Origin of the sequence: Pseudomonas sp. MS646 (assembly GCF_036693845.1) — a bacterium.
GTDB classification, from domain to species: Bacteria; Pseudomonadota; Gammaproteobacteria; order Pseudomonadales; family Pseudomonadaceae; genus Aquipseudomonas; species Aquipseudomonas chlororaphis_E.
Window position 1 is genome coordinate 1,311,202 of record NZ_CP144763.1, and the last position, 26,523, is coordinate 1,337,724.

Annotated in this window: 35 protein-coding genes; 26 read left to right on the forward strand and 9 right to left on the reverse strand. The window is 58.7% G+C overall.

Annotation, left to right across the window (positions count from 1 at the left end):
• The 5 genes from V3H56_RS05675 (at nucleotide 1) to V3H56_RS05695 (ending at nucleotide 3,303) form a co-directional block, all read left to right on the forward strand.
• Nucleotides 1–846, forward strand: coding sequence for a phage tail protein (locus V3H56_RS05675; protein ID WP_338474324.1), 846 nt, complete (start codon nucleotides 1–3; stop codon nucleotides 844–846).
• Nucleotides 821–1,027, forward strand: coding sequence for a tail protein X (locus tag V3H56_RS05680; RefSeq protein ID WP_053124044.1), 207 nt, complete (start codon nucleotides 821–823; stop codon nucleotides 1,025–1,027). Before V3H56_RS05675 ends, V3H56_RS05680 begins: the two co-directional genes overlap by 26 nt.
• 63 nt (nucleotides 1,028–1,090) lie before the next feature.
• Nucleotides 1,091–2,137, forward strand: coding sequence for a contractile injection system protein, VgrG/Pvc8 family (locus V3H56_RS05685; protein ID WP_338474325.1), 1,047 nt, complete (start codon nucleotides 1,091–1,093; stop codon nucleotides 2,135–2,137).
• Nucleotides 2,138–2,206: 69 nt separating this feature from the next.
• Entirely contained in the window at nucleotides 2,207–2,770 is a 564-nt protein-coding gene (locus tag V3H56_RS05690; RefSeq protein ID WP_175360445.1) for a glycoside hydrolase family 19 protein, read from the forward strand.
• Nucleotides 2,752–3,303, forward strand: coding sequence for a lysis system i-spanin subunit Rz (locus V3H56_RS05695; protein ID WP_338474326.1), 552 nt, complete (start codon nucleotides 2,752–2,754; stop codon nucleotides 3,301–3,303). Before V3H56_RS05690 ends, V3H56_RS05695 begins: the two co-directional genes overlap by 19 nt.
• A 4-nt stretch (nucleotides 3,304–3,307) precedes the next feature.
• Here the strand turns inward: V3H56_RS05695 and V3H56_RS05700 are convergent, their stop codons facing one another.
• Nucleotides 3,308–3,748 (reverse strand): hypothetical protein, encoded by a 441-nt coding sequence (locus tag V3H56_RS05700; protein WP_338474327.1) that lies wholly within the window; start codon nucleotides 3,746–3,748, stop codon nucleotides 3,308–3,310.
• A gap of 169 nt (nucleotides 3,749–3,917) precedes the next feature.
• On the opposite strand from V3H56_RS05700, the gene V3H56_RS05705 reads away from it, so the two are divergent.
• Both V3H56_RS05705 and V3H56_RS05710 read left to right on the forward strand, forming a co-directional pair.
• Entirely contained in the window at nucleotides 3,918–4,712 is a 795-nt protein-coding gene (locus V3H56_RS05705) for a DNA adenine methylase (RefSeq protein ID WP_338474328.1), read from the forward strand.
• 83 nt (nucleotides 4,713–4,795) lie between these two features.
• The gene (locus V3H56_RS05710) at nucleotides 4,796–4,987 is read left to right on the forward strand and encodes a hypothetical protein (RefSeq protein ID WP_338474329.1); all 192 of its coding nucleotides are present in this window, start codon (nucleotides 4,796–4,798) and stop codon (nucleotides 4,985–4,987) included.
• On the opposite strand, the gene V3H56_RS05715 is transcribed toward V3H56_RS05710, so the two are convergent.
• Entirely contained in the window at nucleotides 4,984–5,685 is a 702-nt protein-coding gene (locus tag V3H56_RS05715) for an SOS response-associated peptidase family protein (RefSeq protein WP_338474330.1), read from the reverse strand. The two genes, V3H56_RS05710 and V3H56_RS05715, sit on opposite strands and share 4 nt — an antisense overlap.
• A gap of 98 nt (nucleotides 5,686–5,783) precedes the next feature.
• On the opposite strand from V3H56_RS05715, the gene V3H56_RS05720 reads away from it, so the two are divergent.
• Nucleotides 5,784–6,209 carry a S24 family peptidase gene (locus tag V3H56_RS05720; RefSeq protein WP_338474331.1) on the forward strand — a complete coding sequence of 142 codons (426 nt, stop codon included), beginning with the start codon at nucleotides 5,784–5,786 and terminating at the stop codon, nucleotides 6,207–6,209.
• A complete protein-coding gene (gene umuC / locus V3H56_RS05725; protein WP_338474332.1) occupies nucleotides 6,202–7,479 on the forward strand; it encodes a translesion error-prone DNA polymerase V subunit UmuC in 1,278 nt (425 codons plus the stop codon). The genes V3H56_RS05720 and umuC overlap by 8 nt, the downstream gene beginning before the upstream one ends.
• Before the next feature lie 153 nt (nucleotides 7,480–7,632).
• On the opposite strand, the gene V3H56_RS05730 is transcribed toward umuC, so the two are convergent.
• Both V3H56_RS05730 and V3H56_RS05735 read right to left on the reverse strand, forming a co-directional pair.
• Entirely contained in the window at nucleotides 7,633–9,957 is a 2,325-nt protein-coding gene (locus tag V3H56_RS05730) for a hypothetical protein (protein ID WP_338474333.1), read from the reverse strand.
• Nucleotides 9,958–10,272: 315 nt separating this feature from the next.
• Nucleotides 10,273–10,491 (reverse strand): hypothetical protein, encoded by a 219-nt coding sequence (locus V3H56_RS05735; protein WP_338474334.1) that lies wholly within the window; start codon nucleotides 10,489–10,491, stop codon nucleotides 10,273–10,275.
• Between the two features lie 161 nt (nucleotides 10,492–10,652).
• On the opposite strand from V3H56_RS05735, the gene V3H56_RS05740 reads away from it, so the two are divergent.
• Entirely contained in the window at nucleotides 10,653–11,231 is a 579-nt protein-coding gene (locus tag V3H56_RS05740; protein ID WP_338474335.1) for a hypothetical protein, read from the forward strand.
• A 256-nt stretch (nucleotides 11,232–11,487) separates the two neighbouring features.
• On the opposite strand, the gene V3H56_RS05745 is transcribed toward V3H56_RS05740, so the two are convergent.
• From V3H56_RS05745 to V3H56_RS05760, 4 genes are all read right to left on the reverse strand, one after another.
• On the reverse strand, nucleotides 11,488–12,006 hold the full coding sequence (locus tag V3H56_RS05745) for a hypothetical protein (protein WP_338474336.1): 519 nt from the start codon (nucleotides 12,004–12,006) through the stop codon (nucleotides 11,488–11,490).
• 499 nt (nucleotides 12,007–12,505) lie between these two features.
• A complete protein-coding gene (locus V3H56_RS05750) occupies nucleotides 12,506–12,673 on the reverse strand; it encodes a hypothetical protein (protein WP_168199556.1) in 168 nt (55 codons plus the stop codon).
• Nucleotides 12,670–13,395: a zeta toxin family protein gene (locus V3H56_RS05755; RefSeq protein WP_042729846.1), complete on the reverse strand. Its 726-nt coding sequence runs from the start codon at nucleotides 13,393–13,395 to the stop codon at nucleotides 12,670–12,672. Before V3H56_RS05755 ends, V3H56_RS05750 begins: the two co-directional genes overlap by 4 nt.
• A 159-nt stretch (nucleotides 13,396–13,554) precedes the next feature.
• A complete protein-coding gene (locus V3H56_RS05760) occupies nucleotides 13,555–13,908 on the reverse strand; it encodes a DUF6124 family protein (RefSeq protein WP_047737026.1) in 354 nt (117 codons plus the stop codon).
• Between the two features lie 535 nt (nucleotides 13,909–14,443).
• Between V3H56_RS05760 and V3H56_RS05765 the strand changes: the two genes are divergently transcribed.
• Nucleotides 14,444–15,178, forward strand: a complete 735-nt coding sequence (locus tag V3H56_RS05765) for an XRE family transcriptional regulator (RefSeq protein WP_042729841.1) — start codon at nucleotides 14,444–14,446, stop codon at nucleotides 15,176–15,178.
• Nucleotides 15,179–15,556: 378 nt separating this feature from the next.
• On the opposite strand, the gene V3H56_RS05770 is transcribed toward V3H56_RS05765, so the two are convergent.
• Entirely contained in the window at nucleotides 15,557–15,751 is a 195-nt protein-coding gene (locus tag V3H56_RS05770) for a hypothetical protein (protein WP_234408041.1), read from the reverse strand.
• Here V3H56_RS05770 and V3H56_RS05775 point away from each other — a divergent pair.
• From V3H56_RS05775 to V3H56_RS05845, 15 genes are all read left to right on the forward strand, one after another.
• Nucleotides 15,695–15,835: a Com family DNA-binding transcriptional regulator gene (locus V3H56_RS05775; RefSeq protein WP_234408009.1), complete on the forward strand. Its 141-nt coding sequence runs from the start codon at nucleotides 15,695–15,697 to the stop codon at nucleotides 15,833–15,835. The two genes, V3H56_RS05770 and V3H56_RS05775, sit on opposite strands and share 57 nt — an antisense overlap.
• A 4-nt stretch (nucleotides 15,836–15,839) precedes the next feature.
• The gene (locus V3H56_RS05780) at nucleotides 15,840–16,421 is read left to right on the forward strand and encodes a DUF642 domain-containing protein (RefSeq protein WP_042729847.1); all 582 of its coding nucleotides are present in this window, start codon (nucleotides 15,840–15,842) and stop codon (nucleotides 16,419–16,421) included.
• Nucleotides 16,422–16,478: 57 nt separating this feature from the next.
• Nucleotides 16,479–16,829: a phage holin family protein gene (locus V3H56_RS05785; RefSeq protein WP_042729842.1), complete on the forward strand. Its 351-nt coding sequence runs from the start codon at nucleotides 16,479–16,481 to the stop codon at nucleotides 16,827–16,829.
• Nucleotides 16,830–16,932: 103 nt separating this feature from the next.
• Complete coding sequence (locus V3H56_RS05790; RefSeq protein ID WP_047737023.1) at nucleotides 16,933–17,517, forward strand: hypothetical protein; 585 nt, start codon at nucleotides 16,933–16,935, stop codon at nucleotides 17,515–17,517.
• Nucleotides 17,514–17,696 carry a DUF2635 domain-containing protein gene (locus V3H56_RS05795; protein ID WP_042729844.1) on the forward strand — a complete coding sequence of 61 codons (183 nt, stop codon included), beginning with the start codon at nucleotides 17,514–17,516 and terminating at the stop codon, nucleotides 17,694–17,696. The genes V3H56_RS05790 and V3H56_RS05795 overlap by 4 nt, the downstream gene beginning before the upstream one ends.
• Nucleotides 17,696–19,192 (forward strand): phage tail sheath subtilisin-like domain-containing protein, encoded by a 1,497-nt coding sequence (locus V3H56_RS05800; protein WP_047737021.1) that lies wholly within the window; start codon nucleotides 17,696–17,698, stop codon nucleotides 19,190–19,192. Before V3H56_RS05795 ends, V3H56_RS05800 begins: the two co-directional genes overlap by 1 nt.
• A 66-nt stretch (nucleotides 19,193–19,258) precedes the next feature.
• Nucleotides 19,259–19,606, forward strand: a complete 348-nt coding sequence (locus V3H56_RS05805; RefSeq protein ID WP_042732987.1) for a phage tail tube protein — start codon at nucleotides 19,259–19,261, stop codon at nucleotides 19,604–19,606.
• Nucleotides 19,603–19,899: a phage tail assembly protein gene (locus V3H56_RS05810; RefSeq protein ID WP_042732988.1), complete on the forward strand. Its 297-nt coding sequence runs from the start codon at nucleotides 19,603–19,605 to the stop codon at nucleotides 19,897–19,899. Before V3H56_RS05805 ends, V3H56_RS05810 begins: the two co-directional genes overlap by 4 nt.
• Before the next feature lie 130 nt (nucleotides 19,900–20,029).
• Nucleotides 20,030–21,604 carry a tail protein gene (locus V3H56_RS05815; RefSeq protein WP_047737016.1) on the forward strand — a complete coding sequence of 525 codons (1,575 nt, stop codon included), beginning with the start codon at nucleotides 20,030–20,032 and terminating at the stop codon, nucleotides 21,602–21,604.
• On the forward strand, nucleotides 21,591–22,829 hold the full coding sequence (locus V3H56_RS05820) for a DNA circularization N-terminal domain-containing protein (protein ID WP_047737014.1): 1,239 nt from the start codon (nucleotides 21,591–21,593) through the stop codon (nucleotides 22,827–22,829). The genes V3H56_RS05815 and V3H56_RS05820 overlap by 14 nt, the downstream gene beginning before the upstream one ends.
• 3 nt (nucleotides 22,830–22,832) lie before the next feature.
• Nucleotides 22,833–23,873 carry a phage baseplate assembly protein gene (locus tag V3H56_RS05825; protein ID WP_047737013.1) on the forward strand — a complete coding sequence of 347 codons (1,041 nt, stop codon included), beginning with the start codon at nucleotides 22,833–22,835 and terminating at the stop codon, nucleotides 23,871–23,873.
• A 124-nt stretch (nucleotides 23,874–23,997) separates the two neighbouring features.
• On the forward strand, nucleotides 23,998–24,507 hold the full coding sequence (locus tag V3H56_RS05830; protein WP_042732291.1) for a phage baseplate assembly protein: 510 nt from the start codon (nucleotides 23,998–24,000) through the stop codon (nucleotides 24,505–24,507).
• Complete coding sequence (locus V3H56_RS05835; RefSeq protein WP_042732290.1) at nucleotides 24,507–24,905, forward strand: phage GP46 family protein; 399 nt, start codon at nucleotides 24,507–24,509, stop codon at nucleotides 24,903–24,905. The genes V3H56_RS05830 and V3H56_RS05835 overlap by 1 nt, the downstream gene beginning before the upstream one ends.
• Entirely contained in the window at nucleotides 24,895–25,935 is a 1,041-nt protein-coding gene (locus V3H56_RS05840; RefSeq protein WP_047737011.1) for a baseplate J/gp47 family protein, read from the forward strand. Before V3H56_RS05835 ends, V3H56_RS05840 begins: the two co-directional genes overlap by 11 nt.
• Nucleotides 25,923–26,522 carry a putative phage tail protein gene (locus tag V3H56_RS05845; protein WP_047737009.1) on the forward strand — a complete coding sequence of 200 codons (600 nt, stop codon included), beginning with the start codon at nucleotides 25,923–25,925 and terminating at the stop codon, nucleotides 26,520–26,522. The genes V3H56_RS05840 and V3H56_RS05845 overlap by 13 nt, the downstream gene beginning before the upstream one ends.
• Nucleotide 26,523: the final 1 nt, after the last annotated feature.

Sequence of the window (26,523 nt, forward strand, 5' to 3'; positions counted from 1 at the left end):
ATGGCCTACATGGAGCAATTGCAATCGGTGTTCAAATCACTGCTTGCAGCGGGGGAGGCTGGCCGTACCAGTCTCGATGGCATGCTGGGCCCGCTCAATGGTGCAATCAGCGACATGACCGGCGCCGCCTCGGAACTTGAGGGGGTGCCCTTCATTGGGCCGGCCATCGGCGCCAAGGTGCAACGGACCATGCGGGCAATCAACGCGGCGCAGTCCACCGTGGGCCAGGTGGCGGCGAAGTACAACCAAGCCGTTACTGCAGCTGGCCAAGTTCAAGAGCGGCTGGGTTCGCTCAAGGAGCAGGCGGGCAAGGCGGGGGCAGCGATCAATCGCATCGCCGGCCAGGTAAGCCCATCACTGAGCAACATCATGCCCACGGGTTCATTTGCGCCCCAGCTGACACCAGCGGCTGAGGCGGTGAAGCCATTCCCGCACCTGCTGATCATGCAGCCTCTTGAGCCGAACGCACAGCCGTACTACTTCAACCTGGATACGGCGGCTTTCGAGGAGCTACGTCGGCAGACGTCGTTTCGCTGGGCAGGCCAGGAACGTCTGACACGCAGCATCGCCCAGCAGGCGGTCGGCCAGGGAGAGGACAAGATCAGCCTCAAGGGTGTGATTTTTCCAGGTTTCAAAGGTGGGCTCAAACAGCTGGACAAATTGCGCACCATCGGGCGACGTCTGCAGCCGGTGAACCTGACCACCGGCTACGGCGAAGTGCTCGGCACCTGGTGCCTGCTCAACATCGAGGAAGAACAAAGCAACCTGCTCGCGGGTGGCATTCCGCGCAAGCAATCCTTTTCACTGGAGTTTGTGAGCTATGGCGACGACCTGCAGAACGTCTGACGGGGATCTGTTGGACACCGTCTGTCATCACTACTACGGCCATCTGAATGGCACTGTGGAGGCCGTGCTTGCTGCCAATCAAGGGTTGGCCGACGAGCCTCAACCATTTCGCGCTGGTGTAATCATCCTGCTGCCGGATCTGCCAGCACAGACGCTGGAGGATATCCAGCTGTGGGATTAACCAGCATCGTCGCCCCTCACGAACCCCGCTCTGTGCGGGGTTTCTTTTTTCTGGAGTGTTGCCATGAAGCCGACCTTTCGCATTGTGGCGGACGGCAAGGACATCACCGTGTTGATCAATGACCGGTTATTGAGTCTGCGCACCTCGGATAAGCCAGGCATGGATTCGGACGACTTCGAGTTGCGGATTGATGATCGTGATCAAGCGGTTGCGCTGCCCACACGTGGGGCGGGTATCGAGGTTTACCTGGGGTATACCGGCCAGGCCCTGACGCGCTTGGGGCGCTACACCGTCGATGAGGTCGAGTTGTCGGGGCCGCCTGATACGTTGGTGATCCGGGGTAAAGCCAGTGACATGCGCGGCAGTGGCAAGACCGTGCGCAGCGGGTCTTGGGAAAACGTGCCTTTGCAGCAAATTGTCCGCGACGTGGCAGCCCGCAATGGATGGCAGCCGGTATGCCCGGTGCAAACAAAAGTGCCTCGAGTCGACCAACTCAACGAGTCGGATTACAACTTCATCACCCGCCTTGCCAAGCAATATGACTGCACGGCCAAGCTGGCCGACGGCAAGCTGTTGGTCATGCCTCGGCAGGGCGGCCAGACCGCAAGCGGCAAGAATCTGAGCCCTGTGGTTTTGAGGCGCTCGGATCTGAGCCGCTATCAATTCCGTCTTGGCGACCGCAATACGCAAAAGGCGGTACGCACCAAGCACCAGGACAAAAAATCCGGAGCCCTAAAGGTGGTCGAGCTGGACAACGACGACCTGCCGAACGGCCTGCCAGCGGTCCATACCGACCGGCATATCTACCCCAACAAGTCAGCCGCCGAGCAGGCCGCCAAGGCTCGCCTGGCCGCCTTCAATCGCAGCAGCGCCGGGGTTCGCCTGGAAATGGCCGGGCGTACCGATGTATTTGCCGAACGGTCCATCATCGTCCAGGGAATCAAGCCCGGGCTTGATGGTGAATACCTGGCTGAGGCGGTGGAGCAACTGTTCACCTCCAGTGGCTGGACCACCACGGTCGAGTGCAACGGCGGCAAGAAAGGCAAGGCCAACGCCAAGGGTAAGAAAAAGAAGAAGGAAGCCAAGCCGGTCAAGGTCGTCCAACTTTAGGCGCACCCAGCACCACCCTCAAACACAACCACAACCCGCCATCGAGCGGGCTTTTTTTTGGAGCCCCCCATGTCTATCACCGAGCAGCAACTACAACGGATCATGCCCAACGCCCGCCGCCAAGCGGGCGTTTTTGTATCGGCGCTGAACGCCGCCATGGCCCACCGACAGATTGATACACCTAAACGGCAGGCGGCATTCCTGGCCCAGGTTGGGCATGAGTCCGGCCAACTGCAGTACGTGCGGGAGCTGGGCGGCGATCAATACCTCAGCAAATACGACACCGGTTCGCTGGCTTCGAAACTCGGGAACACCCCCGAGCCCGACGGAGATGGCCAGCGCTATCGCGGTCGCGGCCTGATCCAGGTGACGGGTCGTAACAACTACCTGCGCTGCAGCTTGGCGCTGTTCGGCGACGAGCGTCTGTTGCGCACGCCCGAACTGCTGGAGCTGCCCCAGTGGGCGGCTGAGTCGGCTGCATGGTTCTGGTGGGTCAGGGAGTTGAACGTGCTGGCTGACCGTGATGAGTTCGAAACGATCACCCGGAAAATCAACGGCGGGCTCAATGGCCTGCAGGATCGTCTGCAGCTTTGGGAACGGGCGAGGGCGGTGTTATGCGTCTCGTCGACCTGATCCCGTTGCAATACCGCGTGCTGGTTGCCGGGATTCTGTTGTTCGCTTTGGTCGCCGGTTCGGCGGCCGTCGCCTGGAAGGTTCAAGACTGGCGATACGGCCTGCAGCTTGAAAAACAGTCCCGACTCCACACCGAAACCCTCAACCAACTAACCCTGGCCTCCACCGCGCTGCAGCGCGCCGAGCAGGACAAGCGCCTAGCCCTGGAGCAGCGGCTGGCCACCAATGAGCAAACCCACTATCGAGCCCTTACCCATGCCCAACGTGATCAGGATCGCCTGCGTGATCGCCTTGCTACTTCTGATGTCCGGCTGTCAGTCCTACTCGACGCCTCCGATGCCGCCAACGGCTGTGCAGTGCCAGCCACCGCCAGCGCCGGCGGCGTGGTTCATGGAGCCACACGCGCCCGACTTGACCCGGCGCATGCTCAACGAATTATCAGCATCACCGATGCCGGCGACCGGGGGCTGATTGCCCTGGCGGCTTGTCAGGCCTACGCACGGGGTCTATTAACGCCTGATGGACCGCAGTAATGGACTACTCACTCACCGCGCTGATACGGGAGACTTTTCCATCGGCGAAATGAACACGGACGCCTGAACAGTTCGGTTGATTGTTGAAACAAAGGTAGGTCGCGGTTTTTTCAGTGACTTGACCTTTTGTATTTTTATAAAAAGAAATCTTGGCTCGGTTCAAACCATAGGCGGCGTAGGCTAGGCATTCTGGATCGCCAACGCGGACGTCCTGAGCTTCAGCACGTTGTGCTTGTGAGCTGGTCAGCGTGCCTGATGCTACGAGTCTTTGTAGCACCGCAGGCTCCTTGAACTTATTGTCCCAACGATAGCGCCCGCAGGTGCTGTAAGCGTCCTCGTTGGTGTTTTCTGTCCATCCGCTTTCGTACGCACTCGAAGGCTTGCTTACGCATGCAACTACTTGAGAAAGGAGCGCTAACACCAAGACTGTATTTAGAACCTTCATATTCCCTTATTCCCTCATGTGAAAAGAGCGACCACTTCCATGCGTCAACATGGAAGTGGTCACTGAAACTGCAGAATCGTCCTGCAAGTCCAGCCAAGGCTCCCGCTTCGTGCACAAAGCGCCGCGAGCCTAGCACCTGTTTATTCATACAGTAAAGGTCTTGCTATCAATGTCTTCACCCATCATCCCTTGGATGGGCGGCAAGCGCCGCCTAGCCGACCGCCTCATTCCGCTTTTCCCGCCTCACGAATGCTATGTCGAAGTCTTTGCCGGCGGCGCCGCGCTTTACTTCATGCGACCCCAGGCCGCCCCCGTCGAAGTCCTGAACGATATCAACGGCGACCTAGTGACGCTCTATCGCGTCGTGCAGAACCACCTGGAAGAATTCGTGCGCCAGTTCAAATGGGCACTCAGCTCTCGCCAGGTGTTCGAGTGGCAGAAAATGACCCGTCCCGAAACCCTCACCGACATCCAGCGCGCCGCGCGGTTCTTCTACCTGCAGCACCATGCCTTCGCCGGCAAGGTCACTGGGCAGACCTTCGGCACCGCGACCACTGGCCCGGCTATCAACTTGCTACGGATCGAGGAGAACCTCTCGGCAGCATGGCAGCGGCTGTCCGGCACCTACGTAGAAAACCTCCCTTGGCTTGATTGTGCTGAACGCTACGACCGCGCTCATACGTTCCACTACATGGACCCGCCGTATTGGCAGACCGCTGGTTATGGCGTGGATTTCCCGTTCGAAAACTATGAGCGGATGGCTGACTTTATGCGCCGCTGCAAGGGCAAAGTAATGGTCAGTATCAATGATCACCCGGACATTCGGCGGGTGTTCGAGGGCTTTCACTTTGAGACGTTGGACATTCGGTATAGCAACACGAACCAGCGTCAGGGTAAGGCCGAGCTCAGTGGCGAACTGGTGATCATGAACTGGGAGCCGGCAGCGCTGGGAGGGCTTTTTTGATGGTTGTCGCTCTTGATCAGATCCGCTTGCTGTGTAATTACGCCGGAGCGTTACTGTGGTCACACAAACGAAGGACCAAGCCCATGGAAATCGAAACCGCCGACAAATACTTGACCATCCTTCCCTCCGAGCTGCTGGCATCGGTGGCACGCGGAGAGGTCGATCTCAACCACTGGGCCGGCGTGGTGCTGGCTGGGCGTGGGTTGGACCAGAATGCACGATGGGTGGGATTTCCTGAAGCGGCCCGCCTCCTGGATCAACGTAGTCAGGCTTAGCTTCCTTCTGAACGCCAGGGCAGCAGCAGCTGTGCTCCCTGGTTTTTGACGTTACCCACCTCCTTGCCAACGGCATACCATTCGAAATCGGCTTCCGACCGGGAACGGTCCCTCGCTATCTCCTCCGCTTTTGCTGGACTGAGATCCTGATCCAGCCAGTTTCGTGCCTGTTCAGGTGCTAACACCAGCGGTCTGCGATCATGGATGTCCAGCATGCCCTGGTCGCATGAAGCGGTAATGATTACGAAACCGTCACCGTCTTGCTCCTCCAGCCCTGGGCGGGCCTGTGCGAGCGCTCCAAAGAACATCGGCTTCTGATCTTTCAATCTGATGAAGTAGGGTTGTTTTTTTTTCGGGTCATTTGGGTCTTTGACCCACTCATACCAGCCCTCGCTGGGCACTAGTGCGCGTCCGGCCGGCCAAAGCTGTTTGAAAAACTTTCCCGTCGTAACAGTCTCGATCCTGGCGTTGATTGGGTCCGGACGCTTCCCCTTCGCCCAAAAGGGCGCCCAGCCCCACCTCACTGGTGTGATGTGAACGCCTGCCTCCGTGCTATGCAGGATCTGCACGCGGGTTGTCGGAGCCACGTTGTATCGGCTGATTGGCTCCGCATCGTACCCGCCGAACAATGGCAGTTGAGGGCCCAGTTCCTCCATAAACACCGCCATTCCTTCGTACTGCACGAATCTTCCGCACATGAGCTGTCCCGCCTGTCAGATTTTTCCTATACAAAATTGACCGCCAACCTTGTACAAAGTTAACTGTATGTTCGTACAGTATTTGGGTGTCATGCGTCATGAGCTTCTCAATTCTAGGTCCTATTGCAGAAGGTGGCTTGAAGCTGCCCTTGTGTTCGTTTCGAGTGCCCGCCGGCTTTCCGTCTCCGGCGGCGGACCACATCGAAGCGCACATCTCACTGGATGAGGTTCTGAACATTCGTGCCCCGCATGTCTACCTGGTGTCCATTGCTGGAGAGAGCATGCAGGGCGCTGGGATCTTTGAAGGGGACCTGGCCGTCGTGGATCGTGCGGTGGAGCCTGCGCATGGACACATCGTCGTGGCTCTGCTGAACAACGAACCCGTTTGCAAACGCCTTTGCATCCGTGGGAAGGAGGTGATTCTCCTGTCGGAGAACCCAAAGTACCCACCGAGGTACGTGCTCGAGGGCGACGAACTGGTCATCTGGGGCGTCATCACCTGCAGCGTGCGCAGCCATGTCTAAAGCCCAACCAGTTTTCGCTCTGATCGATTGCAACAGCTTCTATGCCAGTTGCGAAAGAGTGTTCCGTCCGGATCTGGCCCGCGTGCCCATCGTGGTGCTGAGCAACAACGACGGCTGCGTGATCGCCCGCAGCTACGACGCCAAGCCCTACGTGAAAATGGGCGAGCCGTATTTCCAGATCAAGCACAAGCTGCAGAAACACGGCATCGTCTCGTTCTCCTCGAATTACGCACTTTACGGCGACATGAGCGAGCGCGTGATGACCCTTATTGAATCGATGGTGCCTGCCGTCGAGGTCTACAGCATCGACGAAGCATTTGCGGATCTCACCGGCATCGACGGCCGCGATGCCCTCGGCCGCAGGATCCGCAGCCATGTGCTACGCTGCACTGGTATTCCCGTCGGGGTAGGGATCGCTCACACCAAGACCCTGGCGAAGCTGGCGAACCACACGGCCAAGCGACTGCAGGTGCAAACGGGCGGCGTGGTCGACATCTGCGACCCGTTCAAGCGCGACTGGGTGCTGCGCAATACCGACGTGTCCGAGGTCTGGGGCGTCGGTCGCAAGATGAAACTGCACCTAGACGCCATGGGCATCAGGACCGCGATGGACCTGGCGAAGGCCGACCCGTGGACGCTACGCAAGAAATTCAGCGTTGTGATCGAGAAGACCGCCCGCGAGCTGGCCGGCACGCCTTGCTTAGAATTGGATGAGCCGGATCCGCCGAAGCAGGAGATCTGCTGTAGCCGGATGTTTGGTAAGCGGCTCACGGAGCTGGCACCGATCAAAGAAGCGGTGGCCACCTACATGATGCGCGCCTCGGAAAAGCTCAGGGCGCAGAGGTCGCTTTGCAAAAAGATCCGCGTCAGCATCCGCACCGGCATGTTCAACCCGGAGGAGGCGAAGTACGCCAACGGTGTTCTGATTGACATGCCGTACCCCACCGACGATGTTCGCTTGCTGACCAAGGCTGCGGTGGACGCGCTTGATCGAGTGTTTCGGCCGGGCTTCAAGTACAGCAAGGCTGAAGTGTTGCTGATGAACCTTTGTCAGCAAGGGGAATACACCGACGACCTGTTTGCCACCTCGCAGCCTACCGATGCTACGAAACTGATGGCGGTGCTGGACCAGATCAACGGGCGATGGGGTAGGGGTACACTTCGCTCGGCGAACGTGCCAGCGAATCCCGACTGGGGAATGCGTAGGGATATGATGAGTAAAAGTTACACCACGTGTCTTAACGACCTGTGGCGAGTGGAATGCAAGTAGGATTCGTAGGTAGGTGCTTTTAAAAAAGAGCACAACCACAGCCTCGCTTTCCTGCCCGCAGCGGCTAAATATGATAAGAGTCGTGAAAGATTATCAGGCTCTTTCACGACACCTGCTGATATTCCTGCGCGAAGGCCAGGTAGCCTTATGAGTCTAAAGTTTCTTTACATCCTCAACTAGCAAGTCATTATTGAATGTTGGGGCGTTCAAGATTACCTCGACTCTACTGGCTTGTTTTCTGACAGGATGAACAACTTTATTAAATATTGTTATAAATTTGTGCGCTTCTAGAAGGTTAAGTATCGGGTTGATATATTGTGCAACCTCGGCGCTGGGCATGCCTCTGCTCAGTGCCGTGATTTTTCGACCCGCGCCGGCTTGCTTGTATAATTTTCTAAGAATTGAAAGGAGCGCTTTAAGTTGCGGTGAGATGGAAAGTTTCATTACTGCGTTGTTGGTGGACATGTCGTCATATTCGCCAACATCGCAGGCGGAAAAATTCTCTAATGGTAGGGCGCTTTGGTTGGCTACGCCTGAAATTTTGGTAATCAAGCAATTATAAAACTTTATCTTGTGCTCATTGATGCTTGCAGGTAGCACTACTTCTTTTATTGTTGAGTTTCTTATTTCTAGGTCGGAAATGATTATGTCCTCTAGGTTGATTTTTCCTAGGCATGCGGAATCAATTGTTAAACCACGAAAATTTATCGATGGTTGCTCTTGTACAGAGGCCATGTGAATTGCAATCATTGAGCAGTCAGCGACAACTTGAGATATACCTTTGTCGGTGTGTTTGCTACGAGTCAAGCGCTCACTAACTGATATCAATGTTTCAGGGAGGGTCTCTTGACTTTGTAGGATATAAGATGCCATTGAAATTGCTTTGTCGGAAATCTCTGATATAGGGTTAAATCTAGATGAGTCCTCGCTTAATATCATTCTTGCGAAAGCGGATCCCTGGAGTGCGGCTAGCATGTCTTCGTCTACGAACGATCTCGAACCTGGATCACTATCTCGCTGAGTTAAGCCCGGGAGGCGCTGAAGATGAGCAAGTACTCCTTCGCCTGCCGCTTGCCCCGTCTCGACGTTATAGGCTTCAGACAAGTCACTCCCGGTGATCGGGCCTGTGCCCGAAGATTTAGAGCGGACAATGTTAGCGAGTCGCTCCATGACGTTTCTGAGGGTGACGGGATCTATAGCGGACTTTTCTAGTGAAGCTTCGCGTTGGCAGATGCGATTAAGAAAAGTATCCCATGCATATCCAAAACCTTGGGAGGAGTCGATGGATATAATTTCTTGAATTAAATCTTTGCCCGCTAAATATGCCAGTATAAGCGGCTTTCGGGGTAGCCAATCTGGAAGTTGGTGAGAAATTCCATTCCTCTTTAAAAACTCGTCAACGCCTTCTTCAGTAAACTCATCAAGCTGGACGATAATATGATTTTTTTGCCCGATCCCTAATGTATAGGTCAGCTCTTGAAAAGTGTCGAAATAGTGATCTCGTCCGCATATAAATAGCCCCGTGCCTTGGGGCGTTTTGCTGGTAAAGTCCCGCACCCCTTGCAAAGCCTTCTTTCTCGCATCCTTCATGAAGTTTTTGTCGTCGGTTCTTATCACTGTCTGTGAGGCAACTTCATCAAAGCCGTCTAGTAAAAGATCCGTCATGCCTGCGCGCCAAGCGATCACTAAGTCTTCTCTTGGTGTGTATCCAATGGATCTAGCATGTCGTTCTAGCATTTCGTCGCTGTAATCTTGTCCCCAATGCTCTCTGAGATTTAAAGTGATTGGGGCTTTCAATGATGGATCTTTTCTGTGTCTGGCGCCAAGCTCTTTGAATATCTCTCTCGTGGTAAGACTTTTGCCAGAACCGAACGGAGCAACCAGAACCACAGTGTTCCCATCAAGAATCTGAGAGGCTATTCCTTGAATGTCGATAGGAGGAGTTTTAGAAACTTGTTTAAGTAATTGGTGGATGTTGGTATGAACAATTCTCATAGGGAGCGGCACATAGGTGTCGTCTCCTATAGTGATAGAATCTGTATGAGGGTCGCGAGCGGAGCCGAAGGCTGCAACCGTCCTTTTGCTTAGATAGGTTCGGCCGTCAAAAAACCTGCGTTGGAATTGTTCAAAGGTTAATGCCTGCACGTTGTTTTTTCTGGCATGATCTATATGTTCTGCATCCAACTGACGTTGGGTTATAAGCCATTTGGAAACAGTTGGATTTTTTTTCTTTTCAACCGTCTCCGCCGCGCCCAACTTTTTTACGTCGTTCTTTACCTTGTCTAGCTTTGTGCTGGTAGTTACCATGAGTAGATGTGTGCAGTCTCTTAATCTTGCTAGGCCGTCCAGTTCTTGCACAACAGGATTATCGCTGTAGTGACTAGGCTGGCACTCGCCAGGTTCTAAACTCCAAATGACCTCTGCAATTCTTCTTACTTCTGCTTCAAACTCCATGTTGTCTTTGTAGTTACTAGCCATTTTAGTATCCTTTGTGGATGAAGCAGATTGATGATTAAGCGCCTTGCATCGTAAGTGTCAAGCTAGAAGGGGGCGTCCAGCACATTCTGTTTAGCACCCAGGTCCCCAGTGATAAAAAGCGAAGAGGTGGTGGCAAAACCACATCATGCATGCCTCTGCAGGAATCGACAAGTGACAGCCGCAAGATGATAGTGTGAATAAGAAGAATTTAGGTTTGTGACGGCTAAAGGGCCATAGATAGACGTAATGAAAGGTCTGGCAAGTCAGCTATCTTCAGGACTCGCTTTGAGAAAGGCATGCAGCGAAGCGTCGATGCTATAGCTGCCTAAGCTTCATTATGGCGTCAGTGATTTGTTGAGCATTTGTATCTAGCGTTTCCATGGCCGCATTTGCGCTTGCGGCGACACAGCCAGCTTCATTTTCAGACAGCCATTTGGTCAGCTCTTCGATTGCTGCGCATATGGCGTGCTGATTGTGCAGCAGAATTGTGAGCGCGTCGGCTGTAGCTATATTGGCTTCAGACAAATCTGGCATCGATACTGTCCTAGGGGGCTTGGTGCGTTGAGACTAGCTGAAATTGCAGCTATCTATGCACCCTCCGGTCAGTTTCATTGACTCACCACAAAGTGGACGCGAAGTCAGTCTGAATTGGGAAAGGCGAGAACCACATCGGCTAACAGCGCAGGAACAAGACGATGATCCAAAAGCGTTACCGAATCGATCAACAAAAACTGCCGGCCGACTACCCAACTCACCGACACTCGGACGAATTCTGGGAGCAGTTGGGTCGTACCGTTGCCACCTATGGCTTCTTGGAGCAAGTACTGGGCCGAGCTATCTTCGCCCTGACCGCCACGCGCAAGTATGCTCTGGATGAGCTGGAAGAAGCGTACGGCAAATGGTTGGGTCAGCTTGAGCGAGCCTTGTCCGATCCTCTCGGCGGACTTATCACTGCGTACGACAACGCGTTGCGAAAACACCATGAATTGCCAGTCCATAATCCTGAGCAGTTGATAGCGGACCTGCAATGTGCAGCACAGTTACGCAACGTGCTGTGCCACGGTTCCTGGCAGCCGCCGGATGGCGAAGGCAAGTCGGTGCCAATGTTCGTCGATAGAAAGCTGAAAATTTTCGCCACGTCTATTGATGACTCTTATCTACAGCAGGTCCGCGCCCACGTGACCGGCTTGATCTGTGCGGTCATCGATTCCATCAGCAGCATAGGTTTGCAATTCCCAGGATCGGCCGGGCCGGGCGAGCTCATCTGGACTTAGGGGTGATTACCTATTTTAAGAGGGCACTCCGCATCGGCGCGATCCGTTGCGGACCTGTGAGTAAATTGCAGGTTACTTAGAAATTGCTACAAAGCGAGGAAGTTTCAACGAATCTGCCAGTCTGGCTGGGGTCTTGGGGGAGGGCTATGCCCAATCCATCATTGGCTTGCTGAGTAGAGGAGGTGAATCCCTGTCCGTATTAGGAGATAGGGATTCTTAAGCGGGTCTGTTGCCACTTGGCAATCACTACAAAGTTCTAAATTGGGGTAGGGGGCACCAGACGGCAAAAACTCATCCTCTTCTCAGCCAGTGCATGGGGGACCATAGCCCAGCGGAAAAAAAGCCGCTCACCACCAAAGAGTCCATCCTTAACAATACCGAGCGTCTGATCGTCAGAAGGGCGGGTTTCAAGAATTTCGCCGGCGATGAAGTATACATGACCTTTTTTGACGGTGAGATTGAAACGGTCTCCAATGAAGGAACCGCCTAACGGGGGCGTTTTAGCCTCAAATAAATGAGTGCCCTCAGTCACTTGAAGTTTTAGATAACCACCAGAAGGTAACTCTGCCACTTGCTGCTCATCAAGCGTTATATGCAGGGTCACGCGGCGAGCAGCGCTGTGAAACGGACGAAAAACGTAGACTGTTGCAGTGTCGCTGCTTGCTTCTGCCGGCCCTCGATAATAAGGCTGATGGTCTAGTGATGGGCCGCTAGAGCAACCTTGAAGCAAGCCTAATAAGCCTATCAGGCAACCAGAAAGAAATAAGCGGAACATCGGAACCCTCCCTTGTCGGTCTTTTTAACGCATTGATGATACGTATCGAATCATTGATCCAAATGGGGCGAAAATGGGGCAAACCGTACGCCAAATCATGCCATCCAATGCCAGTTATGCATTTGTGCAAGGGGGCTAAAGCTGGCGTTACAGCCAGGAAACACGGGCCTTTCTCGCCAAAACCGCTACATACCCGAGCACAATCGGCGTGTGGGAGGACAGGTCGTTCACGGCTGTATTCATCGGTGTCAGGCAAGCTCGTTGAAAGGTGTGGGGCAAAAGGAGGGGCATCGGCCCGGCTTTTCCGCGATGGGCGCAAGGTTAACATGGGCGGTCTGGTGGGACCCAGGGATGAGCGTCTTCCATCGCATTGGTAAAGCTGGTTTTCTGAGCCTGGGGTATTTCCTGCCAGCGGAGTGCTTGCAATCGCCTTACGGAGCATGAGCTGGGGATAATAAAAAACCCGACGCTTGGTCGGGCTTCTCTTAAAATCCGGATATTAGGTTCGTTTCGCCTCGGCTTGCATCATCAGCTGATTTTGCTGCTTGGTAGCTTCAATCAAAACCTCGCTGTAAACACGCTTCTTTTGGTCCGATTTTGCATTGCGAATGAAATCGGCAAAGGTGCTTTTGGCCCCTTTAGTCAAGCCTAGCTTGATCGAGATCATAGGTGCGCTCCTGATGGTGGCCCGAGCGTGGCCTTTAGGTCGGCCCGCGTGTGTCGCTCAGGGATATGGTAGTCAATTTTATCGACACCAGCTTTGTAAAGTCGTCCCGAGTTGTCGATATGCTTGAGCAATAGATCCACATGCACGTCGCCTTGGTACTCTAGCTTAAGCGCGTTCACTACGTCACGTGCGGCGAAGTAATGCTCGATGAAGTGTTCTTTGCGAATTCTCCGGCCTTCAGCCGCTTCACGAGCGTTGACGAATCCCCATGCAAGCACCGGAGATTGGTAGACATACAAAATCTGTACGAATCGGCCTTTTTTCAAGGAGCGATCTACGTTCCGTCTTGCTACGTCTATGTTGGAAAACGTTCCGTCGAGGATGAAGGATTGCCTTTGGTCTAACGCAAAATCTAATATTTTTTCGACCAGAATCGACACGCCACCCTGAAAAAGCCAGGAGTTTGCTCCCGTGTACGCGGGAAACTCGCTTCGCAACTCATCGGGATCTATGCGTAGGATGGCTGCATCCGCAAATAGATTCACCAAGGCTATGGAGGCCTCGGTTTTACCTGCGCCCGGAGAGCCTGCCATGAAAACTGATACTGGTGCCTCTTCTGGCGGATAAATCAGCTTATCTGTGAGTCTTCTCGCAATTATTTTTTTATTGGATCGAGCGAAGCGCAACGCGCTTTCACAAGCGTCTTGCTCCGCTGGTGTCATTATCTGGTTACGTGAATCGGCATCGTCCGTCATTAATCCAGCTCCTTCTCGATAATGCCTGCTGTCTGAGCCGAGCTAGGCGGCCTAGTACTGTTTAATGATGTGGGCGAGCCCGTGGCGAGGGGCACGTCCCCCTCGCCGGGACTGCATCATGAATGCCTACCTCACCTCAACCACATCCAACGCCCGATTCGCCAGCAATTGCCCTAGCTCAATCATCTGCTGGCCCCCCGGCGCGATATGTCGCCGCGAGCCCTCCAGGTCGAACGCCAGGTCACTGACCATGACGTTGGCCGAGGCCAGGGTTTCGCTGAGGTTGGCGAGCAGGCACTCGGCATCGATGTTCGGGGCGATGATGAAAAGGGTGTCGAGGGTGTCGCAGGTTTCTTTGTCGGCTTTTGGTTCGAGGTAATAGTCCAGGGTGCGGGTGGCGGCTTCGTCGAGTTTCTTGGCGTTGGCCGATTGGCTGCGGGAGACGTGATCGTCAGGGAGATTTGGAGTGTTCTTCGGCATTCTATGGATCCTTGGAGTTGAGCCACCACACACTCGCGACTAAACGAGGGGTGGCAGCTGTACGCAGGTTAGTCGACCGGGGATCCAAGGAACCGGCGCGCCCGAGGGCGCCCTGCGCACAGCCACCATCAAGTACAGGGATGGGATACCTGACTAATGGAGCAGTGAGCACCTTGGAGTACCGAGCGACTAAACCCGATCACTGATGGGCAGTGACGAGAACTAAAGTACCGATGGGATCCAAGGTGGACGAGCCGGCGGATTCTGGCGTAGTTGTAGGCCGAGGCGCAAGGCGATGTAGCCTGGTGCCGCGCATTTGAAGGACGGGGGCGGAGCCTTTTCCTAAGGGTATGTAGGGCGATTCCGTAGCGAGGGAGCTTGCTCCCGCTTGAGTGCGAAGCGCTCCCAAAAGGGGGGCTGCTTCGCAACCCAGCGGGAGCAAGCTCCCTCGCCACAATGAATGCAAAGGCTGCAATTGCATATTTATGCGAAACAGCATTTGTTTTCTGCAAAAAGAACAAGCACTATGCGCATTATGCAAAAACGCAACGTTTCGACCGTATTAAGAGCACTGCTCGACCAGCACGGGATCTCCCCCACGGAGCTTCACCGGCGTACTGGCGTGCCCCAGTCCACCCTCTCGCGGATCCTCAGCGGCAAGATCGTCGATCCTTCGGATAAACACATCTCGAAGATCGCCGAGTACTTCTCCGTGAGCACCGACCAGTTGCGCGGGCGCGCGGATGTGGCCGCTGCCGGCGGCAGTCGTCGCGACGAGTCCCATGCCGAGCTCAAGGACATAAGCCTGTGGGACGACGAGACCCCCGTCGAGGAAGACGAGGTGTCGGTCCCTTTTCTGCGTGAGGTTGAATTGGCTGCTGGATCAGGAAGATTCGTCATCGAAGAGAGCGAGCGCTCAAGCCTGCGCTTCGGCAAGCGCAGCCTGCGCCATAACGGCGTGCAGTTCGACCAGGCCAAATGCGTGACGGTACGCGGCAACAGCATGTTGCCGGTGCTGCGCGACGGCGCCACGGTCGGGGTGAATGTGGCTCGGTGCAGCATCGGCGACATCGTCGACGGCGACCTCTACGCCATCAATCACAATGGCCAACTGCGGGTCAAACAGCTTTATCGACTGCCCACCGGTATCCGCTTGCGCAGCTTCAATCGCGATGAACATCCGGATGAGGACTACAGCTTCCAGGACATGCAGGAAGAGCAGATCGTCATTCTTGGCCATGTCTTCTGGTGGGGCATGTACGCCCGCTAACCCTTCCCCTGTCAGATAAAACCCGCCGTTGTGCGGGTTTTTTTTCGCTCCCGAAAACCCTCTGAGCCCTGCATTCGCTGGCCTTTGATGCGTTGGTGCATTTATGCTGCATAAATAAATGCATTTGTGCATTGACTGTATATGCATACATGCATAACCTGTGTCCAAGCCGCTCGACAAAGCGGCTGGCGACAACCGCTCTTTAGTTTCACCAAACAGGCAGCGATGAACCGGCCTCAACGGTTCAGAGGGTTGGCAACTGGCCCGGGTGTGCAGCGTAAAGCACCAGAAGCAGTTATCCGGCGGGCAGGGGCCGCGGTCGGAGGAACAATTTGAATGGATCCGTACCGCGCCAGTCGCGCCGAAAGATCAAGCGCATTACTGAAAAGCCTGGGCAACCGGGCTTTTTGGAATGCCTGCGCCGTGAGGCGCGTTCAACACATCACCGCCGCCAATGGAGGGCTTTCCATGCTGAAGGATTTCAGGTGCGGTCACTGCAAACGACTTCTGGCCCGTGTGGGCGAGAACACCGAACTCCAGATCAAATGTTCCCGATGCGGGACGTTGAATCATGTGAAGGCCGTGAGCCTCGAGTCATCGCCTTTGAGCGAAATGAATGCGCAATGCTGCGCGCAAAAACATCGACTCTTTGGGTGAAAGCATGAAAAAAATCAAACGTCTTATCGGTTCGCTCGTCTTGTCCACCGTGCTGTTGGCGGCGAGCGGTGCCGCCTTCGCGGCCAACCTGGTCGTGAACGGCAGTTTTGAAACCCCTGGTTGTGGCAATGATTGCGTACTCAATACCCCGGCCCAAGCCGACTTCGTGAACGGTTGGACCACGTTCCTGTCGGGCGTGGAATACATCAATGTCAGGGCTGCCATCGGCAGTTCGGTCGCCGCTGAAGGGGCCATGAGCGTCGACCTCGCCAACTACACCTATCAAAACGGCGGTGGTATCCAGCAAAACATCGACACGGTGGCAGGTGCACGATATCGCCTGACGTTCAGTGCCGGCAGTTCCAAGTACGTGGGCCGCACGGGGACCGGCATCATCAACGTCAAGGTAGCCGGTCAGACCACCCGTTTCGACACCCCTGTCGCCACCAGTGATGCGACCGTATGGGAAACCCGAACCTACGAGTTCACCGCGGTGAGCGCTCAAACCACATTGAGCTTCTGGAATGAGCAGGATCCGAATGCTCATTTCGCCTTTATCGACAACGTCATTGTCGAGCGGCTGTAAAACACCGTCCGCGCCGCAATTGCCCACCCCATCAACCATCACCCCCCGGAGGCGTGAATGACAAACGAGCAACAAGCGTTGCTGGACATGCCGATCTGGCTGGTCATCGTGCTCGCCCTGGTGGGCGGGGTGTCCGGCGAGATGTGGCGTGCCGACAAGGAGGGGGCCCGCGGCTGGTCGTTGCTGCGCCGCGTGGTCCTGCGCTCCGGCGCCTGCGTGGTGTGCGGCGTCTCGGCGACGATGCTGCTGTATGCCCTGGGCATGTCGATCTGGAGTGCCTGCGCCTTCGGCTGCCTGACCGCCATGGCCGGGGCCGATGTGGCCATCGGTCTTTATGAGCGTTGGGTAGCCAAGCGCATTGGGGTAGCGGGGCCTGCCGACCGCGACTCTCATCCCGATCAGCCGTAGACACAAAACACCTCCAACCTCTGCTCCAACTGCCCCACCGCTCGCGCAAGCAAGCCCTTCCACCGCGTTCTGACTTTACTTGCCTATCACTGGAGCACTCTCCATGAAGATCACGCCGATCCTCACGCAGTTGCGTGAGCAATGCCCGACGCTTGCCAATCGAGTGTTCGCGGCCCTGGACCTCGCCGCGCTGCAAACGGGCGCCGCCGTGCCGGTCCCTTGCGCCTATGTGCTGCCGACCACGGATGTGGCCAGCCCGAACACCGCGCAGAACGTCACGCTGCAAACGGTGCGTGATGGTTTCGATGTTGTGCTGGTGCTCGAGGCCAGTGACGTGGCGACCGCATTGGATGGCCAGCACGACCTGCGTGCCGAGTTGTGGCGTGCGCTGGTGGGGTTCAAGCCCGGCGCCGATTACACCGGCATCGAATACGACGGCAGCGAACTGATTTCCCCCATTGGCGGCCACGCGTTGTTCCGGCTGCGCTTTTTCGCGCAGTTCCAGCTGGGCCGCAACCTGACGAGCCAGCTTGCCGAAAGCTGGCACGAACGTGAACTGGACGGCTTGTCGTCCTTTACCGGGGCCACCGTGCGGGTCGATGCCATCGACCCGGCGGACCCCAACCTCAAACGTCCCGGCCCCGACGGGCGCCTGGAACTGACTTTCTCTGGAGACGTAACCCCATGAGCAAACGCATCACCGTGCTGCCGGCCCCGGGCCGTGCCGTACCGGACCCGGAAGCGGACGATCTGTTGCCCCTCGAGGGCCGTGAAGTGCCGGACAACGCCTGGTGGCGTCGACGTCTGGCCGATGGCGATATCACTACCAAAGCCGTGAAAGCGGCCAAACCACAGGGAGCCAAATAATGGCGATCGGATTCAGCAACATCCCCGCGGACATTCGTGTTCCGCTGTTCTACGCCGAGATGGACAACTCGGCCGCCAATAGCGCGTCGTCGTCCATGCGCCGATTGATCGTCGCCCAGGTCAACGACAACGTTGCCCCGGAGCAAGTCGGCAAGCTGGTGCTGGTCTCCAGCGTTGCCCTGGCCAAAAGCATCGGCGGGCAGGGCTCGATGCTCGCCTCGATGTACGAGACCTGGCGCAAGACCGACCCGCTCGGCGAAATCTGGTGCCTGCCGCTGCACAACGTCGAAGGCGCCATCGCCAAGGGCGTGCTGACCCTCACCGGCACCGCGACGCAAAGCGGTGTGCTCAACCTGTACGTGGGTGGCGTACGCGTCCAGGCGGCCATCGCCAACGGTGCCACCGCCGCCCAGGCTGCGACGGCGCTGGCCTTGAAAGTCAACGCGACGGCCGACCTGCCGGTGAGCGCTGCGGCCGTCGACGGTGTCGTGACCCTCAACGCCAAATGGACCGGCGACGGCGGCAACGATATCAGCCTGCAATTCAATCGCCTGGGCAAGAGCAATGGCGAAGATACCCCTGCGGGCCTGACCACTGCCGTCACCGCCATGACCGGCGGCGCTGGTGTGCCGGACCAGACCGCCGCCGTCGCGGCCCTGGGCGACGAGCCGTTCGAGTTCATCGCCATGCCGTGGTCCGATCTGTCGAGCCTGAATACCTGGCAAGCGGTCATGGACGACAGCACCGGTCGCTGGTCCTGGGCCAAGCAGTTGTTCGGCCATGTCTACAGCGCCAAGCGCGGGACCATCGGCACGCTCGTCGCCGCCGGCCAGGCGCGCAACGACCAGCACATGACCATCCAGGCCCTCGAGCCGGGCGTGCCGCAACCGTCGTGGGTCCAGGCCGCCGCGCTGGCCGCCCGTACCGCTGTGTTCATCTCGGCTGACGCCAGCCGTCCGACCCAGAGCGGCAGCTTGCCAGGCCTGGACCCTGCGCCGGCCAGCGAGCGTTTCACCCTGACCGAGCGCCAGTCGCTGCTCAACTACGGCATCGCGACGGCCTACTACGAAGGCGGCTACGTGCGCATCCAGCGCTCCATCACCACGTATCAGAAAAATGCCTTCGGCCAGGCTGACAATTCCTACCTGGACAGCGAAACCCTGCACCAGTCGGCCTTCATCGTGCGCCGTCTGCAAAGCGTGATCACCAGCAAGTACGGTCGCCACAAACTGGCCTCCGATGGCACGCGTTTCGGCGCCGGCCAGCCCATCGTGACCCCGAGCACGATTCGCGGCGAGCTGATCGCCCAGTACGCCAAGCTCGAACTGGAAGGCCATGTGGAGAACGCCGAGCTGTTCGCCGAGCACCTGATCGTCGAGCGCGACAGCCAGGATCCGAGCCGGGTCAATGTGCTGTTCCCGCCGGACTACATCAACGGCCTGCGGGTGTTCGCGCTGCTCAACCAGTTCCGTCTGCAGTACGACGCCGCCGCTTGAGTGTCGGGTTTGATTGGATGATTCCAGCCCACCGCGCGTGGGCTTTTTATTTGAAGGAGAAACACCATGGGTCAACTGATTGCGGGTACCTGCTACGTCAAAGTGGACGGTGCTCAACTGACCATCAACGGCGGCTGCGAAGCGCCACTGATGTTCACCAAACGCGAAACCGTCGTGCCGGGTTTCTACAAGGAAACCGACATTGCCCCGTCCTTCAAGGTGACGGCGCTGCACACCGCGGATTTCCCGCTCAAGCAACTGGTGGCCGGCACCGACATGACCGTCACCTGCGAGTTCAACAACGGCAAGGTCTACGTGCTGGCCGGCGCCTACCTGGTGGAAGAGCCGGTGTCCAAGGGTGACGACGCCACCCTCGAGCTGAAATTCGAAGGCATCAAGGGGACCTGGCAATGACCGATGTCGTGACGTTGCACGTGGCCATCGAGGCCCACGGCGAACCGTTGAACGAACTGACCTTGCGCCGTCCGACGGTGCAGGAGGTCCGGGCGATCAAGGCGCTGCCGTACAAGATCGACAAGAGCGAGGAGGTGAGCCTGGACATGGATGTCGCGGCCAAATACATCGCAGTCTGCGCCGGCATCCCGCCGTCGTCGGTCAACCAGTTGGACCTGGCAGACCTCAACGCACTGAGCTGGGCCGTCGCGAGTTTTTTCATGAGTGCGGCGTCGCAGCCATCGGCGACCTGATCGCCGCCGCCTATGACCTGGCCTGGTTCTGGAAGGTTGACCCCGAACAGATGATGGCCAGGCCACTGGATGTGCTCCGTGAGTCGTTGGAGCACGCGCAACGGATCAATGCGATGCAGCAGGTGCAGTGATGGCAGACACACAAAAGGTAGAGAAAAAAGCGTTGCTGCTGACCGGCATCGACGAGCTGTCGCCCAAGCTGGCCAGCCTGCGGGCGAAGGTCCAGGGCTTCAAGCAGAACCTCGATGCCACCGGCCTCGGCAGCCTGGATATTTCCGGACTGCTGCCGGACGGCGGGATCGCCAAGCCATTCATGGAAGGCCTCCGATCGGCGGCGGCTTTCAAGGGTGAAGTTGCTGGGGTGAACGCGGCGGTCGGCGCCGTCCAGGCGCCCGCCGCGCCTGGCGTGGCGGCACAGAGCCTGGATGGATTGAAGACTTCCATCAGCAATGTGTCGTTGCAGTTCGGCACGGCGCTGGGGCCGGCGGTCAATGCGATGACGGTCGGCCTGCAGCCGATGATCAGCGGCGTGACCCAGGTGCTGCAGGACAACCCGCAACTGGTACAAGGCCTGGCGGCGGGCGCCGTGGCGTTCAGCGCGATCCAGACCGCCGTCAACGGGGCGAGCCAGGCTTTCGAGGTGGTCAACCTGGCCTTGAAGATGAACCCCATCGGCCTGATCGCCATGGGTATCGCCTTGGCGGCCGGGATGATCATCGCCTACTGGGAGCCGATTTCGGCGTTCTTCGCTGGGCTCTGGCAACGGCTTGCGCCCATCGTCGTGCCGATGGCCGAGTTCTTCAAGACAATGTTCGCCTTCACCCCGCTAGGGCAGGTGATCAGCAACTGGGGGCCGATCAGCAGTTTCTTTGGCGCGCTGTGGAATGTGCTGGTGGCGGCGGCGACGCCGGTCATCGGTTTCATGCAGACGCTGTTCGCCTGGTCGCCCCTGGGCTTGATCGTCAACAACTGGGGGCCGCTGACCGGATTGTTCTCGGCCATCTGGGATCTGCTCAGGGCCTTGACGGTACCGGTGATGGACGCGCTCCAAGGGCTGTTCAACTGGACGCCGTTGGGCCTGATCATGGCCAACTGGGGCACCCTCGTGGACGTCTTCGCCGGGATCTGGGAAGGCCTGCGCAGCCAGGTGTCGATGATGCTGACGGTGTTCGGCGGGCTGTTCGACTGGTCGCCCATCGAGGGCCTCATGAAACAGTGGGGGCCGGTGGGGGAGTGGTTCAGCCAGTGGTGGGACCAGCTGCAGGGCGTGCTCGCGCCGATCAAAGCATTTTTCAACACAGGTTTTGGCGAAGTCATCACCACGTTCACCGGTAAGGTTCAAGGGCTGACCGAAGCGCAACGCAAGACCAATGCCGAGGGCAAGGGCGAGCTGGCGCCGGCGTTTTTTGGTGGCACCCGTGAACCGGCCCCGGGGCTGTCCTCCAGCCTGGCACCGGTGCCTGGCAACCTCCCGGCGAACGCCTCGCTGACGCCCGGCGCACTGGGGCAAACCTCCAGTGCGTTGGTGCAACAAAGCGCGGCGAACAACCGCACGCAACTCGAAGGCGGCTTGACCGTGCGCTTCGAAAACGCGCCGGCCGGGTTGCGCGCCGAGCCACCGCAAACCAATCAACCCGGCCTGGCGGTGAGCTCGCGCATCGGTTACCGCTCACTTTCCACAGGAGGCTCCAATGAGCTGGCGTGACCGTTTGTTGCCGGCGTCGTTTCGCGGCGTCGGGTTCTGGGTCGACCAGGCGAAAACCCCGGTCGGCCACAAGGGCCAGTTGCATGAGTATCCACAGCGCGACCAGCCGTTTTTCGAAGGGCTGGGCCAGCAGGCGAAGATTCATGAGCTGACGGCGTTCATTGTCGGCGCCGATTGCCTGGAGCAGCGCGACAAGTTGCTCAAGGCTCTGGAGCAGGGCAGTGGCGAGCTGGTGCATCCGTGGTTGGGACGAATGCAGGTCAAGGTGGGCGAGTGCGACATGACCCAGACCCGCCAGGACGGAGGGCTGGTGACGTTTGCCTTGAAGTTCTATCCCGACCAGCCGCTGCAATTCCCTTCGGCGGCGATCAACAGCCAGAAACTGTTGCTGGTGTCCGCCGACAGCTTCCTGGGTTCGGCGGTGCGCCGTTTCGAAGACGCGATGAGCTTGATCAAGGCCGCGCGGATCGGCATCGCCGACCTGCGCAACAGCCTCAAGGAGGTGTACGGCGTGATCGAACAGGAACTCAAGCCGTTGATCGAGACCTATCGGCAGATCAACGACCTGGTCAAGGCCGTGAAAGCGTTGCCCAAGGAGGTGGTGGCCGAGTTCAAGGGGTTGTTGGGGGATGTTCGCCAGTTGAAGGATTTTGCCCGTGACGGCTACCGCGGCGTGATTGCCAGCGTGTCGCAACAGGTAGAAGCCATCCGCCAGGCGGACGCGCCCAAGCTCACCACCGGCAAGGACACCACGGCGGCGGCCCAGGCCCTGGCCGACCTGGTCCAGGACACGCTGCTGGTGCAGGCCGCGCAATGGATCGCGGCGATGCCCGTGGCGGCGCCGGTGGTCAAGCTGGGGGCCACCCCGTCGGTGGCGCAGCAGGCCGTGCAGCCGATCCAGCGGCGGGACGTGCCGGTGGCCGATGATGTGCTGGCCCTGCGCGATGCTCTCAACGAAGCGATCTGGCAGGCCTCTCTCAAGGCGGACCCGGAGCATTACCAGGCCCTCAACCAGCTGCGTCAGCAAATGGCCGCGCACCTGACGGCAGTGGCGTCGTCGGGCGTACGGCTGATCAATTTGTCGTTCAAGCAAAGCCTGCCGGCGCTGGTGGTGGCCTATCAGCAATTCGCCGATGCCACCCGGGTCACCGAAGTTATCCAGCGCAACGGTGTGGCCCACCCCGGTTTCCTGCCGCCCAACAACCTGAAAGTCTCGGGGGAGTAAGCCATGAGCGAGCTCGACAATAGCGTCACGCTCACCGTCGGCGGGCTGGACTACGGCGGCTGGAAAAGCGTGGAAATCAGCGCGGACCTGGAGCGTCAGTTCCGCACCTTCAAACTCGACATCACCTGGCAATGGCCGGGGCAGACCCAGGCGGTGCCGATTCGTCCCGGTGATGAATGCCAGGTGCGCATCGGTGCCGACCTGTTGCTCAGTGGCTATGTGTTCAAGGCCCCGATCAGTTATGACGGGCGCCAGATCACGCTGAGCATCGAAGGCGGGTCCAAGACCCAGGATCTGGTGGATTGCGCGGCGATCAACCGTCCGACCCAATGGCGCGGGCAGACGGTGCTGAGCATCGTCCAGGCCCTGGCGTCGCAATACGGCGTGGGCGTGGTGAGTGAAATCCCGGAAACCGCGCGGTTGAGCGAGCACAGCATCGTGCCGGGAGAAACCGTCTTCCAATCCATCGACCGCTTGCTGACGTTGTTCCGGGTGTTTTCCACCGACGACGCCGAGGGCCGCGTGCTGCTGGCCAAGCCCGGCAGCGGCGGGCGGGCCAGTGATGTGCTGGAGTTGGGCAAGAACATTCTCTCGGGCAACGCGCCGAGGGACTACAGCCAGGTGTTCTCCGAATACCGGGTCATCGGCCAGCACAAGGGCAATGACCAGCGCAGTGGAACCGCCGTGAGCGAGGTGTCGGGCACGGCCACTGACTTGAGTTTCAAACGCAAGCGGGTGACGCTGATCAGCGAAAGTGCCCAGTTGACCTTTGAATTGGCCCAGCAGCGGGCCGACTGGGAAAGCGCCATCCGTACCGGCCGGGCCCTGACCACCACCTACCGCGTGCAGGGCTGGCGCCAGGCCAATGGCGACCTGTGGCGGCACAATACCCTGGTGCGGGTGATCGATCCGGTGTTGGGGTTCGACGGCGACCTGCTGATTTCCAAGGTGACCTACTCACTGTCTGCCCAAGGCTCTGTCACCACCTTGCAAGTCGCCCCGCCCCATACCTTCGACGCGAACCCGGTCAAGCCCAAATCCTGAGCACAGTTTCCGTCCAGCACACCTCTTCTGTGGGAGCGGGCTTGCCCGCGAAGGCGGCGGTACAGCCACCGCCCACCCTGACCGGCGCCCAAGCCGCTCTCACCCGATTTCCGAAGGAACCCCAATGAGCCTACTGACCCGCCTCCTGGCGCGCGGCACTGTCGTGCTCGCCAATTCGGCTTCCAAGTTGCAGTCGCTGCAGATGCGCCTCACTGCCGGCGAAGTGAACGACGACATGGAGCACTTCGAACCCTACGGCTTCACCAGCAACCCCCTCGCCGGCGCGGAGGGCATTGCGACTTTCCTGGGCGGCGACCGGTCCCACGCGGTGGTATTGGTGGTTGCCGACCGCCGCTTTCGTCTCAAGGCGCTGGCCCCCGGCGAAGTGGCGATCTACACCGACGAGGGCGACAGGATTCACTTCAAGCGCGGCCGAGTGATCGACATCGACACCGCCACCCTGAACATCCGCGCCAGCCGCGCGGTGAACATCGACAGCCCCGTCATCAACCACACCGGCAAGATTGTTTCCCAGGGCGACCAGATCGCCGGTGGCATCAGCCAGATCAAGCATGTGCATGTCGGCGTACAGGCCGGCAATGGCCAGACCGGTGCGCCGGCGGGAGGCCAATGATGTTCATCAGCCAGAACCTGCACGCCGCGTTGACCCGCTCGGTGCTGATCAGCCTGTTCACCTGGCGCCGCGCCGCTGACGACGACGCCGTCGATGACGAGGAGCGTTTCGGCTGGTGGGGCGACACCTTTCCCACGGTCGCCGATGACCGTATCGGCTCGCGGCTGTGGTTGTTGCGACGGGTCAAGCTGACCCGCCAGACCCAGCTCGACGCCGAGTTCTATGCCCGCGAGGCGCTGCAATGGCTGATCGACGATGGCCATTGCAGCGCTGTCGAGCTCATCAGCGAACGCCTTGACGCCCAGCGCCTGAACCTGCGCACGGTCCTGACCCTGGCCAACGGCGAGCGCCTGGATATCAACCCCGATAACAGTTGGCAGGTGACTTATGCCGTTTGAAACCCCTTCGCTGCCGGTGCTGATCAAGCGCGCCCAAAGCGACCTGGCCAGCGATTCGCTGCGCCAGTCCGATGCTCAGGTGCTGGCCCGCACCCTCGGTGGCGCCGCCTATGGCCTGTATGGCTACCTGGACTGGATCGCCGAGCAGATTCTGCCGGACAAAGCCGACGAGTCGACCCTGGAGCGCATTGCCGCCCTGCGCCTGAACCAGGCGCGTAAAGCTGCCCAGGCGGCCAGCGGCACAGTCAGCTTCACGGCGAACGCCGGTGCGGTGCTGGATGCCGACACGCTGCTGCAAACCACCGATGGCCGCACCTACAAAGTGACCGCCGCCCGCACCACCGGCAATGGCCTGAACAGCACCACCGTTGTCGCACTGGAGGCTGGTAGCCTGGGCAATGCCGACGCCGGCCTGGTCCTTGCGCCGGTGCAGCCGATCCTCGGCATTGGCAGCAGCTTCACCGTGCTGGCGCCGGGGCTCACCGGTGGGGTCGCCCGGGAAAGCCTGGAGTCCCTGCGGGCGCGTGTGATCCGTTCCTACCGCATCATTCCCCACGGCGGCTCGGCGCAAGACTATGAAACCTGGGCCCTGGAGTGCCCCGGTATCACCCGCGCCTGGTGCCGCGGCAGTTATCTGGGACCCGGCACCGTCGGCCTGTTCGTCATGCGTGACGATGATCCGCAGCCGATTCCCAATGCCGAGCAACTGGAAGAGGTCCGGGCCCATATCGAACCGCTGCGCCCGGTGACCGCCGAAGTGCATGTGCTGGCGCCGACGCAGGTGCCGGTGACCTACCGGCTGCGTATCACCCCTGACACCAGCGCGGTTCGCGCGGCGATCGAGGCTCAATTGCGCGACCTGCACAACCGCGAAGCCGGCCTCGGCGAAACGCTGTTGCTGACCCACATCGCCGAAGCCATTAGCAGCGCCACGGGCGAAACCGATCACAAGTTGAGTGCGCCAAGCGCCGATGTGACCGCGGCCAGCAATCAGCTGCTGACGTTCGGGGGCTGCGTATGGCTGGAATAAGAACCGCCGGCGAGTACCAGGCCCAACTGCGCAGCCTGCTGCCCAGCGGCCCCGCCTGGGACCCGGAACGAGTGCCGGAACTGGAGCAGGTGCTTGACGGCATCGCCCAGGAACTGGCGCGTCTCGATGCGCGTGCTGCTGATCTGTTGCATGAAATGGACCCGGCGGGTGTGAGCGAACTGGTGCCGGATTGGGAGCGGGTGATGAACCTGCCAGACCCTTGCCTGGGCGCCACACCGTTGTATGACGATCGCCGCCTGGCGGTGCGTCGACGCTTGCTGGCGGTCGGCAGCCAAGCCATCGCGTACTACGTGGAGATCGCCAGGAGCCAGGGCTACCCCAACGCCACCATCACCGAGCACAAGGCACCTCGCATGGGCCGTGCACGGTTCGGCGAAGCCCATTTCGGCACCTGGCAGGCACAGTTCATGTGGACCCTCAACACCGGCGGTCGCCTGCTGCTCGGCCGGCGTTTTGGTGCCAGCTACTGGGGCGAGCGTTTTGGCGTCAACCCGGGCTCGGCCCTGGAGTGCCTGATCCACCGCAGTGCGCCAGCACACACGAAGGTTCACATCAATTATGACTAGG